This is a genomic window from Allobosea vaviloviae (genome assembly GCF_001298265.1).
Classification (GTDB): domain Bacteria; phylum Pseudomonadota; class Alphaproteobacteria; order Rhizobiales; family Beijerinckiaceae; genus Allobosea; species Allobosea vaviloviae_B.
On record NZ_LGSZ01000051.1, the window covers coordinates 1 to 12,731 of the forward strand.

General features: G+C 63.1%; 14 protein-coding genes. 5 read left to right on the forward strand and 9 right to left on the reverse strand.

The genetic code is table 11. The annotated features are described in order from the left end of the window. The 7 genes from AE618_RS19215 to AE618_RS19245 form a co-directional block, all read right to left on the reverse strand. Positions 1–358, reverse strand: a 358-nt coding sequence (locus tag AE618_RS19215) for a type IV secretion system protein (protein ID WP_197280833.1), incomplete at its 3' end; no start/stop codon positions are given. Positions 359–652: 294 nt separating this feature from the next. Continuing rightward, on the reverse strand, positions 653–1,345 hold the full coding sequence (gene virB5 / locus AE618_RS19220; RefSeq protein WP_054210699.1) for a P-type DNA transfer protein VirB5: 693 nt from the start codon (positions 1,343–1,345) through the stop codon (positions 653–655). Then, positions 1,342–3,711, reverse strand: coding sequence for a VirB4 family type IV secretion/conjugal transfer ATPase (locus AE618_RS19225; RefSeq protein WP_054210700.1), 2,370 nt, complete (start codon positions 3,709–3,711; stop codon positions 1,342–1,344). Before AE618_RS19225 ends, virB5 begins: the two co-directional genes overlap by 4 nt. After that, a complete protein-coding gene (locus AE618_RS19230; RefSeq protein WP_054210701.1) occupies positions 3,704–4,045 on the reverse strand; it encodes a type IV secretion system protein VirB3 in 342 nt (113 codons plus the stop codon). The genes AE618_RS19225 and AE618_RS19230 overlap by 8 nt, the downstream gene beginning before the upstream one ends. Before the next feature lie 12 nt (positions 4,046–4,057). Further along, a complete protein-coding gene (locus AE618_RS19235; RefSeq protein ID WP_082365407.1) occupies positions 4,058–4,354 on the reverse strand; it encodes a TrbC/VirB2 family protein in 297 nt (98 codons plus the stop codon). 72 nt (positions 4,355–4,426) lie between these two features. Then, complete coding sequence (locus AE618_RS19240; RefSeq protein WP_054210702.1) at positions 4,427–4,990, reverse strand: hypothetical protein; 564 nt, start codon at positions 4,988–4,990, stop codon at positions 4,427–4,429. A 457-nt stretch (positions 4,991–5,447) separates the two neighbouring features. Next, positions 5,448–6,083 carry an acyl-homoserine-lactone synthase gene (locus AE618_RS19245; RefSeq protein WP_054210703.1) on the reverse strand — a complete coding sequence of 212 codons (636 nt, stop codon included), beginning with the start codon at positions 6,081–6,083 and terminating at the stop codon, positions 5,448–5,450. A gap of 93 nt (positions 6,084–6,176) precedes the next feature. Here AE618_RS19245 and AE618_RS19250 point away from each other — a divergent pair, with 93 nt between their 5' ends. The 5 genes from AE618_RS19250 to AE618_RS19270 all read left to right on the forward strand — a co-directional run bounded on the left by AE618_RS19250 (position 6,177) and on the right by AE618_RS19270 (position 11,384). Next, positions 6,177–7,007 carry a LuxR family transcriptional regulator gene (locus AE618_RS19250; protein ID WP_054210704.1) on the forward strand — a complete coding sequence of 277 codons (831 nt, stop codon included), beginning with the start codon at positions 6,177–6,179 and terminating at the stop codon, positions 7,005–7,007. Positions 7,008–7,243: 236 nt separating this feature from the next. Beyond that, on the forward strand, positions 7,244–8,458 hold the full coding sequence (repA, locus tag AE618_RS19255; RefSeq protein WP_054210705.1) for a plasmid partitioning protein RepA: 1,215 nt from the start codon (positions 7,244–7,246) through the stop codon (positions 8,456–8,458). Then, positions 8,458–9,483, forward strand: coding sequence for a plasmid partitioning protein RepB (gene repB / locus AE618_RS19260; protein ID WP_054210706.1), 1,026 nt, complete (start codon positions 8,458–8,460; stop codon positions 9,481–9,483). The genes repA and repB overlap by 1 nt, the downstream gene beginning before the upstream one ends. 275 nt (positions 9,484–9,758) lie before the next feature. Next, positions 9,759–10,988 carry a plasmid replication protein RepC gene (gene repC / locus AE618_RS19265; protein WP_054210707.1) on the forward strand — a complete coding sequence of 410 codons (1,230 nt, stop codon included), beginning with the start codon at positions 9,759–9,761 and terminating at the stop codon, positions 10,986–10,988. A gap of 93 nt (positions 10,989–11,081) precedes the next feature. Further along, the gene (locus tag AE618_RS19270) at positions 11,082–11,384 is read left to right on the forward strand and encodes a hypothetical protein (protein WP_156330375.1); all 303 of its coding nucleotides are present in this window, start codon (positions 11,082–11,084) and stop codon (positions 11,382–11,384) included. A 335-nt stretch (positions 11,385–11,719) separates the two neighbouring features. On the opposite strand, the gene AE618_RS19275 is transcribed toward AE618_RS19270, so the two are convergent. Both AE618_RS19275 and AE618_RS19280 read right to left on the reverse strand, forming a co-directional pair. Further along, positions 11,720–12,004, reverse strand: coding sequence for a hypothetical protein (locus AE618_RS19275; RefSeq protein WP_156330376.1), 285 nt, complete (start codon positions 12,002–12,004; stop codon positions 11,720–11,722). A gap of 66 nt (positions 12,005–12,070) precedes the next feature. Next, the coding region (locus tag AE618_RS19280; protein WP_156330377.1) for a tyrosine-type recombinase/integrase at positions 12,071–12,731 on the reverse strand (661 nt) is incomplete at its 5' end.

A 12,731-nucleotide genomic window follows, 5' to 3' on the forward strand; every position in this document is an offset into this window, starting at 1 on the left:
GCAGTTTGTCGAAGGGCTGACCGGACGTGACATCCAATGTTGAGCCGCCCAAGGCATTCCCGATCTCCTTTGGAAGCGAGGTGAAGAAGAGGTCGGTGACATATTGCTGGAAAGAGCTCGAATTCGAGGCGAGCAGTATGATCACGACGAGGCGCATCGCTCGCCAGGCAAATTCTTGGATCGGTTCTGCGATCGCCCCGCGCATGACCGCAAACCCGTACAGAACGACGTAGAGCAGCACCGCCACCCGCAACGGTCCGTCGACGAAAGAGGTGAGACTCGAAACCGACGTCGACACGAAGGTCGTGATCGGCTGCTCGAACTCCTTCAGGAACTGGTCGAAAACGTTGATGGCCATGCCAGGGTCACTTCAAAGCGTCTTGGACTTCGCGAGCGGTTTGCCGGCGGCGAGCCTCGCTGACGTTGATGCACTCGGCGGAGGTCCCGATTCCGCCGGGATCGTTTCGACAACGATCCCATCCCGACGCAAGCGCTGCGGGATTATCGAGAAACCAGTTCACAGTGCGGGGCGAGGCGTCAGGCGCGGTAGCCCCGGTCTGGGCTGGCGGCGCGGCTTGCCGATCGTCGTGACCTTCACCGCACCCCGAGAGCACGAGCAGCGGTGCTAAGGTCCACAGCAGCGTCCGCGCTTTCATTGCAGCGCCGCCTTCATCTCGTCGACAAGCTGGCGCTCGCGCTCTTTCTGACGCTGGCCGTCCATGTCGCCGCGCGCCTGCTGGACCATGGCGAGGCCCTGCATGCGCAAGACCTCGTTCTGCAGCAGCGCCTGCTCGGCCTGGATCCGGGCTGAGAGGTCCAGCACGTCCTTGGCGTCCTTAGACCCCGTGATCTTCCGACGAAGCTCCTCCAGACCATCGATGCGTTTGGAGGCCGTGTCGTAGACGATCTGGCCAATCGAATGCTTCGCGCCGGTCTGGCGGGCGATGCGGTCGAGTTCGGTGCGATAGAAGGAGTTCGCGTCGTCGCCCTGGTAGGCGCGATTCTGATCGAGATAGCGATCGACGACGCTGGCGAGCGAACCACCGCCGCCGGAGACGAGCTTCTCGATCTCGCCGAACTCCTTCGGCAGATGCTTCCGGAATTCATCACTGTTCAGGAGCGAGGCGACGTCGTTGACGTCAGTCAGCTTGTTGAAGGATTCGTAAAGCTGCTTGGCCTGCGTGAGCTGCGCCTGCATCGTCTTGATCTGCTCGGTCAGCTTGCCGATCTGCTCAACATGTTTTGCGATCGCGCCGGCGTCGAACACCGGCACACCCTGCTGCGCGAAGCCATGTGCGGGCAGTCCAGCCAGTGCTGCTGCAATCAGGAGGCGAGACACTCTCATCGTTCGATCCTTCTCTCGGCATGGAAGCGGGGCAGGAATGCTGCGGGATCGTCGCCAACCTCCGCACGGAGGCGGTCGAGCAGCTCGACGGTTTCGGTGCGGCCCGACAGCACGGCGAGCGCCTCATCCATCCCGCCAAGGTCGAGTTCCGCGACGACGGACTTCCCATTCTGCTTGACCAAGAAGCGCCGGCTCTCGACTGAGAGCTCCTCCTTGATCAGCCGGAACTCGGTTTCTGTGAGATGGAAGCCATCGACATAGTCGGAGCGCGTGCCGCGCGGGTTCGGCATGAAGATTTGCGTCGGGCACTGCTCGACGATGGTGTGGGCGATCGGGGACGCGAGCGCATCGCGCGGCGACTGCGTGCCAAAGACCATGACGCCGTTCTGTTTGCGGATGGTCTTGAGCTTGTCGTTTGCCAGCGCGCGAAAGGCGTCGTCGCCCAGCGCCTTCCAGAACTCGTCGATGTCGATGATTATGCGGCGGCCATCGATGAGCTGCTCGACGCGATGGAACAGCACCATCATCAGCGGCGTGCGCACGATCGGATGATCGAGCACGTCGGTCATGTCGAAGCCGATGAAGTCGGCGTCAAGCGCGATGGCGTCCTCTTCGGCATCGAGTACCCAGCCGAGAGGTCCGCCATTGCACCAGCGTTCCAGCCTTGCGCCGATGCCCTCGCGATCCTGCTGCCCGAGAAATGCGCGTAGTGCCGACAGCGAGCGCTCCTGGCGCGGGAGCGCCCGCATCGCCTCGAGAGCGGAATCGATACGCTCCTCATCGACGACGGACAGCGCCCTGCCCTCGATCGTGACTAGCTTGCGGACGAGCTCGCCGAGGAAGGCGAGATTGGTCGGTGTCAAGTCGAGCGCCTTCAGCGGCGCGCAGCCGGTGGAGACGCCATTCTTCAGCGTGAGATAGGTGCCGCCAGAGGCGCGCACGAAGATCTCGGCGCCACGATCCTTGTCGAACATGACGCGCTGGCAGCCGAACTTTTCCGCCTGGGCGAGCAGGAAATTCTGCAGCACGGTTTTGCCGGAGCCGGATGGGCCGCAAATGAAGGTGTTGCCGAGATCGCCGGCGTGGAAGGAGAAGTGATAGGGCGAGCCGGAGGCCGTCTTCAGCATGGCGACCGACGGCCCCCAATGGTTGCCGACGGATTTTCCGGCGGGATGGCTATGAAACGGCGACAGGGCCGCGAGATTGCGCGAGGTGATCGCGCCCGAGCGAGCTCGGTGCTTGAACAGGCCCGGCATCTGCGCCCAGTAGGCGGCCTCCAGCCCGAGATCTTCGCGCGCGACGACCGCGCCAGCCTCGGCCAGCACACGACGCGCCTGCGCCATCGTCTCTAGCAAGGCTTTCGGGGTCTCAGCGCGGACCAGCAGCGACAGATGGTGGTCGCCCATGACGAAGCGGTTAGATTCCAGGTCGTCCAGCGCGTCGTTCAGGTCGTCGATCTGAGAGGCGGCGACATCCTGCGTCGAGACGAGCTGGTTTTGCTTGCGCGTCAGCACCGTCTTGGCGTCTGCCTTCGATAGGAAGGCGAAGCTTTGCGAGAGCACGAACTCGAACGGCGTCGACAGCAGGCTATTCAGCATGCCGGGCTTGGTCGAGGCCGGGTATTCCTTCAGGCCGAACATGCCGGAAAAGAGGGACCCGCCTGCCGCCCGGACCTCGATCGCCTCGCGGCCGAAAATAACGCGGTTGGTGTAGACCGCCGAGCCGATCCGACCTTGAGGGAGCGCCGTCGGCAAATCCTCACTGGAGGCCAGCAAGTGAAGGAGCCGCATTGGCTCCGAGAACAGAATGCCGTCTTGCTCGATGAGGCTCAGTTGTCTTGCATCGTAGCGGCCGAGCGCGGCCGTGATGTCGCGAGCCGCATCGTTCAGCCGCTTCAGGGCGGCGGCATCGACCTCCCCTCCCCCGCGGCGCGCCTGGCCCAACCGGGAGACGAACCCGACCGCTGCTTCCGCACGATCCCGGCCGGGATGAGCTACAATGGTGAGATAGAGCTCGTTTCGGAACAGCTTCGTGCCCTTAATCGTCCCACGATACCCTTGGTCGAGATCGCGGGCGAAGGCGGACGAGAACTCACCCTCCGGATAGGAGCTGTCGCTGCGCCGGATCAGATGCGTCCAGAGCGCCAGGCGATCATCGGCGAGATTGCGAAGGGTCAGATTGAGCTTGGCGTGCAGGTCGTTGAGATCGCCGATGTCAGCGGTCTCGAAGGCGATGCCGTCGAGACGGATCGTCGTCATCAGCGCCCGCGTCGAAAGACTGATCACGGTCTCGGTGGCGTGCCGGACATAGGGCAGATGAACGTCAGGCTCGATCTCGCGAGCCATCAGGCGGGCCGCGTCAGCCATGAGCGATCTCGCGAATGTTGAAGCGGCGCACGAGACGCAAGGGCGTCGGCGACGACCCGCCCCAGAGCGCGCCGTTGCGCGCGCGGCCGCGTGTTTCGAGCCAGGCGACAAGCAGGCGAAACTGGTTGGGATCGTGTCGGCATATCGCGCGGCAGATCAGGTGGATTGGCAAGGCGATCAGCCCGTAGACGATCGATCCGGCCATCAGGAACAGGATGCAGGACGCCATCACATTGATGGCCATCGCCTCCATGGTGACCCCCGCGATCATTGCAGGCCTCGTACAGGCGAGGAACAGCGTGTCCTCGGTCAGGCGCTCGGGTGCGCTCGTCATTGCGGCCGCGCCTCAGGTGCCGCCCGTCAGGGTCGAGACGATCTCGGACGCGCCAAACACGATGGCGACACCGAGCACGACATAGGCCGCCTTGCGCAAATCGAGATAGCCGAACATCCAGGCGATGCCGACGATGATGACTGCGAGCGTCGCCAGCAATCGCGCAACATTGCCCGTCAGCATCGTGACGATGTTTTGCAGGACGCCCTCGATATTGGCGGTCTGGGCCAGCGCGGGCTCGGCAGCGAACAGAACGAACGCGGCCGCCATGATGGCAGGGGCTGCAAATGGGCGAAGCGGCACGGGCATAAGGGATCTCCGGGACAGGCGTGTTTCGACGGCGCGCAACGGCGTGCGCTCGGTGGGATAAGTTGGAATGGATCAGCGGCTGTAGATCAGGAGCGAGGAGACACGCCGGGCGCCATAGACGCTCCAGGACGGCGGATCCTTGGCCGATGCGATCACCTCTTGCGGAGAACCAAGTTGATTAGCCGGATTACCAACGATCTCAGGCTTGACCTCCGCCCGCGACGGCTGGTCAGTCCTTGGGGATTTGAATGATGAAACGGCCTGGTCCCCTGCAATGGGCTCTCTGACGCCCTCGGCCATCAACCGTGTCCTGCGCTCTTGAAACACGCGTCCGACGCCGGCGATGTGCGCGCACGGATCGAAGGCGGTTGCGATCGTGAGACCGGCCGATTTGAGATCCTTAGGATCAAGCTGTGCCATCCCGATCCGGACAGTTTGGCCTGCCACCACAGCTTCACTCGCCAGCGCGATCGCCTCAGGTTTGGAATCGGCCAGGACCCTGATCGGCCGTTTGCCAGCGATGGTGACGAGCAAGGGCTCGAACTCGCTAGCTTGCCGCATGATCGCAGCGACGGGTTTCACCAGCGCTGGTGCTGTGCAGCGCTCGATCAAAGTTGTGATGTCAGTGGTCTCCATCAGAACCTCACCCGTGTGCTAATGCCATCTGGTCCGGTGACGTCGATGAAATTGGGTTGGGCGCGATGGCGGACCGCCTGGATGTCGTGCGGCTGACAGGCGTCGTCCGTGCGATCGCATTCGCGAACTGGCTTGCTCGAGACGCAAGCCGGCTGAGGTGAACCATCGCGCCCAAGCTCACGCAGGACGTATCCGTCCTGGCAGGGCTCATAAGGATCGTATCCGACGGGAGATGTACTCGATCCGGCGGCTGAGCAGGTGGGAAAGACCCCTCCCCGCTTGAGATGCTGCCAAAGCCGCGTCACCGGTGGAACGCAGGCGGCGTACTGCATCGGCCCGCCCGGATTGGCGAGGCACAGCAGGACCGTGCAGCCCCAATCGTCGGCGCGGGCAGCGCCGGCCGAGAGGCCGATAAGTCCGGCGGCAAGAAGCGTGGTCCTGATCATTTGCGGCGCCGTCACGCGGCCAGCGGCAGCGGCATGTCGACCGGCAGAACAGGGGACGCCACGCCGCCATTGTGTCGGATCGCAGCGAGCATGCCATCCGCGATCGGCAGCAATCCTGCCACGGCGACGGTCGATCCAATGCGCCGTGGCTTGCCGAGGCGCTCGAGCGTCCACCCTGCCCGGCGCAGGATCCGCTCCATACGCAGATCGGTGACTGTTGCGATCGAAGCGAGGCCTCTCGCCTGCCCCCATTCGAGCATGGCAGCGAACAGCATGGATGTCGCCCGCCGCAAGCCTCCATCCGTCGTGGCGTCGGTCAGCTCGGTATCGACGCAGAAGCGCGAGCTTTCCGCGATAGCGTCGGAGCGCGGCGCATCAGCGCCGTCCAAAAGCTCCGGAAATGTGTTGGCCAGCATGTTCGGGCCCATTGTCGGCAGCAGCCGCACACAGCCGAGTACTGTGCCGCGATCGGCAACAACGAGGTAAGTCGCATCCAGCGTGTCGAAGCGATCCAACTCCAGATCGCCCGTGGTCGCGACTGACCAGTCCAGCCTGTCCTTGAACACCTTCCGGCGAAGGCGATGCATGCCCATCAGCAATGAGACGTTGGCGCCATATCCGGCGCGGCTCAGTTCGACGACCTGCATGTCCAGCTCCGAATCGTTGATCTGGCGCCAATCAATCAGACACGGGCCTCCGATCGAACCTGTCGGATCTGACAGGATGGATTCGCTCTAAAGTTGTGGCCCCTCTATCGCCACATCTTCGCGGCAAAGGCCGTTCTCATCGATCGCAAGAGGATCATCAGGCGCGTGAAGCAAGGCGCCGCAACCCACGGAAACCGAATGAAATCAGTGGAAATGGCCTATCAGGAGCTCGTCGACGGTCTTCACTCGTCGGTTGCGGAAGCGGAATTCGGGCGCGTCGGCCAGCGCGTCGCCGAGAGCATGGGCTTCCGGTACTTTGCCTATCTCGGCTTCGGCGAAGCCGATCCGGTTTTGATCTCGTCTTATCCCAAGCGCTGGACCGAGCATTATTTCACGGAAGGCTACCAGGACGTCGATCCCGTGGTCGCCTTCGCTCGAAGCGGGCGCTCCACATTGCAGTGGACCCGCGAAGCCGCGCGTCAGTTTCCGCTGCGAGCCCAGAAGCGGCTTTTCGACGACGCAGACGAGTTTGGCATCCGACACGGCGTCTCGGTCGCGATCGCCGGCGGGTTCAATCGATTCGCTGCTTTCACCTTTGCGGTCGACGAGGTCAGCTCGGCACACGGAAGGATGGTCACGGAAGCGAACGACATCGTCCAGTTGATCGGGCTGACATTCCACGCTCACGCCGATGCGAAATTGGGGCTGCAGTCTCCGCCCAATGACGTGGTGCCGTTGACCCAGCGCGAGAGGGAATGTCTGACATGGGCTGCTCGCGGAAAATCGATGGAGGCGACCGCCATGATCATGGGGATCACGCCACGGGCGATTAAGTTTCACCTTGATAACGCCCGGGCGAACCTCGGAGCGGAGACGTTGCCGCAGGCTGTCGCCAATGCGCTCAAAGCACGGTGGATTGCCTGACCGGTTTCAACAATCTCGTTTTTGCGCTCGAGCTGAAGGCACGGCCTCCAGAACGTAAACACCTGAGAACCTATTACAATTCCTCGGGCCGGACGTGAAAGGAACCACGTCGTCCAGCGCCATTAAGTATCTGTTAACCTTAAATCTCTGGACGGCAGGCGAGAATCATGGCCAACATTTGTCGGGCGTAGGGCGATAAAACGTGCCTAGCCCGACAATGGGGTTCAGAATCGACAATGATGCCGCAGGCGTTGACCACAATGCAGGGCGAGGATCCTGCGGACAAGATCGTCCGGCACGCCGGCATGCTCTCGGATCACCTGCAGGCACGGCGCAAGCAGATGTATCCGCCCAACGCGCAAAAGAGCCTCAGGCATTTCATGATACATGAAGTGTCCAGGCTGACGTCGATTCCTGAGTCGACCCTCAAGCTGATGTCGAATGAAGGCAAGGGCCCCGTCCCTGCCCGGCTCGAGAACAATCACCGCGCCTACACGCTGGCGCAGATCAACGCGCTTCGCGCGTTGTTCGCCGCGCAACGCCCCGCTGAAGCCTTGCGATTCCTGCCGCATCGGCGAGTCGGCGAGCATTTGCAGATATTGGCCGTCGCCAATTTCAAGGGCGGCAGCGCGAAGACGACGACGAGCGCCCATCTGGCGCATTACTTGGCATTGCATGGCTATCGCGTTCTGGCGATCGATCTCGATCCGCAGGCTTCTCTGTCGGCGATGTTCGGCGCGCAGCCTGAAATGGATGTGCAGCACAACGAGACGATCTATGCCGCCCTTCGATACGACGACGAACGCCGCCCCATCGCGGAGATCATCCGGCCGACCTACTTCAGCGGGATCGACCTGATCCCGGGAAACATCGAGGTCATGGAGTACGAGCACGAAACGCCGCGCTTCCTTTCGAAACGCCAGGCTGGCTCGGACAGTATCTTTTTCGAGCGCCTTCGGCTCGCTCTGGCGGAGGTAGAGGACGATTACGACGTCGTCATCCTCGATACGCCGCCATCGCTCGGGTTCTTGACGCTGGGCGCGATCTACGCGGCGACCGGGCTGCTCGTGACCGTGCACCCCGCGATGCTCGACGTGATGTCGATGAGCCAGTTCCTCCTGATGATGGGGGACCTGATCTCGGTGATCCGCGACGCTGGAGCCACGATGAGCCAAGATTTTCTGCGCTACGTGGTGACGCGGCACGACCCGATGGACCAATCGCAGGTCCATGTCGTGACCATGCTTCGCCATCTCTTCACCGAAGACGTTCTCACATCGACCGCGGTTGAAAGCGCCGCCATCGAGACGGCGGGCCTGGCGAAGCGCACGTTGTACGAGCTCGAGCCTGGCAACATCTCAGCAGCGACAGCCAAACGCGCGCGCGAGTCCGTCGATGCCGTCAACGACCAGATCCTCAGCCTGATTAAGCAAAGCTGGGGCCGGACATGATGGGCAAACGTGCCGGCGGAAAATCGATCCTGGCGAACTTTGGCTCCTTCTCCCAGCCCGACACAGCGGCTCCGAATGCGCCGGGTGCGGACGTCGGTTCGATGGCAGCGCAGCCGCTGGCCAGGGTTGGGGCGGGCGTGATCGGAGCGACACAGCGCTCGCTTACCGAGTTGCGGGAGGAGCGCGATCGCCTGATGGCGCTTGTCGATGCCGGCGGCGGAGTGGATATCGATCCCAAGCTGATCGACCCCTCCCCTTTCCCCGACCGATTGCCCGATGACGATGATCTCGATTTCGCGGCGCTAAAGACGCTGATCTCGGAGGAGGGTCAGAAGGTCCCGATCCAGGTTCGCCGGCACCCTTCGCATGAGGGCCGCTATCAGGTCGTTTACGGGCATCGGCGGTGGCGGGCCGCATCCGACCTTGGGATCAAGGTCAAGGCGACGATTCTCGCGCTGTCGGATGTCGAGCTCGTCGTCGCCCAAGGCATCGAAAATGCCGCACGCCAGGATCTGAGCTGGGTCGAACGCGCGCTGTTCGCCAAGCGCATGGATGATGCGGGGATCAGGTCGCGCGATGTCCGAGCCGCTTTGTCCGTGGACGATCCGGAACTGGCAAGGTTGCGAGCGGTTTCCCGGGTCCTGCCGGTCGAGATCATCGAAGCGATCGGTCGGGCGCCGAAGGTTGGGCGACCTCGCTGGACGGCGCTGGCAGCTGCGATCGGCAACGACACCTCGGCTCTCGATAGAGTGAGGAAGGCCTTGTCAGATGACAAGGTGTCAGCGCTTCCGTCGGACGAGCGGTTCAAATGGGCGTTGGCCGCGGTGACGCCACCTGTCGCGCGACCGCGCCGGGAAATGAAGCTGAGGAGCCCGGCTGGAAGGGTCGTCGGCAAGGCGATGTTTTCGAACGACGACGTCCGGTTGTCGGTCTCGGCCGGTCACGGTCAGGCCTTCAGCGCTTTCCTCGAGGGGGAGCTGCCGGTGCTCATGGAGCGATTTTTTGCCCGAGAGGGCGAAGCGTGATTTCGGCGACCTGCTCGACCTTGTCATCTGACAAGGTCGAGCAGGGCAATGGAGGCGGCGAAGGCATTGGCCGAAGCCGGATGATGGTGCAACAAACTAAGAGGTAGCCTAGGCAAAAAGAAAGGCCCCCGAAACAGCGTCTCGGAAGCCCCTCTCGTTAGTCTGGCGACAATGAGAATCCCACTTCCGCGAATCACAGTCAAGAGTCTCCGTCAGGAGATTGGACGCCGTTTTGGTGTGCGCTTTCGCTTTGCCTGAAGCTGAAGGGCAAAACCATGACGCGACTATCCGTAACGACGCCCTTTGGGCGGCGATCGCTGACGCTTGCCCTTGTGGCCAGCCAGGCGAGCGCGAAGACACGGGCGCCTGAAAAGGCGGTCCACAAATGGAATATCTTCCGTGCGATCTGCACGGCCAAGAACGCGCTGGGCATCCCTGAGCGGGCGCTGGCGGTGCTGGATGCGCTGCTGTCGTTCCACCCCGAAACCGTCCTCACGGGCGAAGGCCTCGTGGTTTTCCCCTCGAACCACCAACTCGGCTTGCGTGCCCATGGCATGCCGATGGCGACGCTCAGGCGCCATCTGGCGGCGCTCGTTGATGCCGGCCTGATCGTCCGGCGCGATAGCCCCAACGGCAAGCGTTACGCCCGCAAGGGCAGGAGCGGGGAGATCGAGTTCGCCTTTGGTTTCGACCTCGCCCCGCTCGTCGTTCGATCGGAAGAGTTCGAAGCCCTCGCGGCCGAGGTCGAGGCCGAAGCCCGGGCGCTGCGCCTGGTCCGCGAGCGGATCACGATCTGCCGGCGCGACATCGTCAAGATGATCGCGACGGGGATTGAAGAAGGCGTTCCGACGCAGGCAGCAGGGCAGGGGCCGGCCGACTGGGCCGAGATCCACCAGCTCTATCGCGGCATCATGGTGCGGATTCCGCGTAGCCCGACACGCCGGGCGTTGGAGCCGGTCGCCGATGAGCTGTCGCTGCTCGCCGACGAAATCCTCAACCTGCTGGAAACGCATATCAAAACTCAAAATCTGAGCGGCAATGAGTCTCAGAATGAGCGTCACATACAGAATTCAAATCCAGACTCCCCTATTGATCTTGAACCTCGCTTTCCAGAAAGCAGGGGGGCTGGTTTGGAGATCGTGCCGGAACCGAAGCGGGTGCCGGACGGATCGTTCCCGCTCGGGATGGTGTTGGACGCCTGTCCCGAGCTGATCGATTATTCGAAGGGAGGGATTGCGAACTGGCGCGACTTTTTGGCGACCGTCGCTGTGGTCCGGCCCATGCTGGGGATCAGTCCGAGCGCCTGGGAGGAAGCGATCGGCGTCATGGACGAGGTTCAGGCGTCGATCGTCGTGGCGGCGATCTTGCAGCGCGGCGAGGCGATTTCCAGTGCCGGCGGCTATCTGCGCGAGCTGACGCGAAAGGCGCAAGCGGCGGAGTTTTCGCTCGGGCCGATGCTGATGGCACTGATCGGCAGCCGGCGTCGCGAGAAGAAGCGGGCGTGATGGTGATGCGGCGCAGCCACGCTCTGTCTGGATGTTTTGCTGAGGCCAATCGAGGCCTTGCGGGCGGGGTCATGAGGGCTTGTGATGCGCGTCATGGCAAAACTGTCCCGGGCGATCCTGACCGTGCTTCTCTCTGGGCGTCACTCGGCACTTGGCGGACGCTCGCCGCGTGACAGGGCGGCCAATCTGGCGCGGATCGCGTCGGCATATAGCCGGTTCGAGCTCGAGCAGGAGAAGGGCATCGGACCCGCGCGTGCGGCTGAGGTGGAGGTCTGGCTTCGGCGGCAGGGGTTGTCGCTGCGGGTCGAACGGGATGGCGCGGTCTCGGCGATCGCTCTCGCGGAAATGACCACTGCTGGCGGTGCTGTGCGGGTGGCCAGCTCGGAATTCCCATGATGGACGCCACATTCTGCCCGGCGACGATGTGCCCACTCTTCGCGGCGGACGGATCGACGCTTAGCGGGGCGGTCAATGCGACCTGCGAGCGCGAAGCGTGCCGCTGGTTCGATGGCACAATCTGTCAGGCTGGCCGCGTAGCGATCGGCGAGGTCGCGATGGCGTCGGCCGGAGAGGGTGGGTCCTGGCCACGCTTGAGCAATCCGATGCACCGGCGCGCTTTTGATTGTCCGCGTGAACGCGAATGCACCTGGCAGCAGCAGTCACCCGGTGGCTTGTGTGCTCCGCGTCGCGCCCTGGCACATGGGCTCGATCCGCGGCACTGCCGATAGAGATTACCGGAGCGAATTCGAGGACTGCTGTTCCAGGCGCAGCACGGCGGCAGCTCGCCTCGCCTTTTCCTCCTGCCATCGGGCCTCGACCTGATCGGCGATCAGATTCTGGTCGATGATGACGATGCGCAGCATGCCGAGCTTGAACGAGACCTCTGACAGCAGCGATAGCTCATCTTCCGACAAGTCGTAGGCGCCACCTTCGAACACCGGCGCCAGAGCCGCCTTGGCTGCATCGACGGCTTCGTCGAGCTGCGCGTTGAAGCGCTGTCGCTTTTTATCGCTCATCGGCATCGCTGCATCTCTCGTGGACCACGCGAAAACATGACCGCAGCCAGCGCCTATGGAAAGTTTTTAGATCGCCAGCCTTGCAGCCTTTCCAAGCGCCTGATCGGCGTCGTTATAGTACCGCGATGCCTGCTGAACCGACCGGTGCTGCGATTGGCGCATCGCCGCGGGCAGGGAGACGCCGTTGCGGGCTGCCTCGGTCAGATAGCCCGATCTGAGGCCGTGGGCCGAAAACTCCACCGGATCGAGCCCGGCCATGCCGCAGCGGCGTTTCAGGATCAGGTTGATCGCCTGAGGCGTGAGCGCCCGGTCATCGATCGCCTCCCAGCGGTCGATTGCCCGAAACACCGGCCCCTTCTTGACATCAGCCCGCTCGATCCATTCGCGCATTGCCGTGACGGGTGCCCCGATCAGCAGCGCCCGAGCATCATCATCAGCTTGAGTATTTTTGGTTCGCCCGAGCGCGATCGCCATGCAGGGCAGCCGCGGCGAATCTTTGTCATCGGGATTGAGAAGCACATCCGGCTCGTCACTCAACTGCTCGAGCCTTAGCCGCGCGACCTCGCTGCGCCGGCGGCCACCCGAGGCAAAGGCCAAAAGCAGGATGGCGAGATCGCGCGTGTCGGCGAGACGCTCCGATTGGCAGGTCGCGATCAGCCGGTCCAGGATATCGCGCGTCACCGCGCGCTTGCTCTTTCGCCGCCGCGGGCGGGCGCTGGCCCTGACC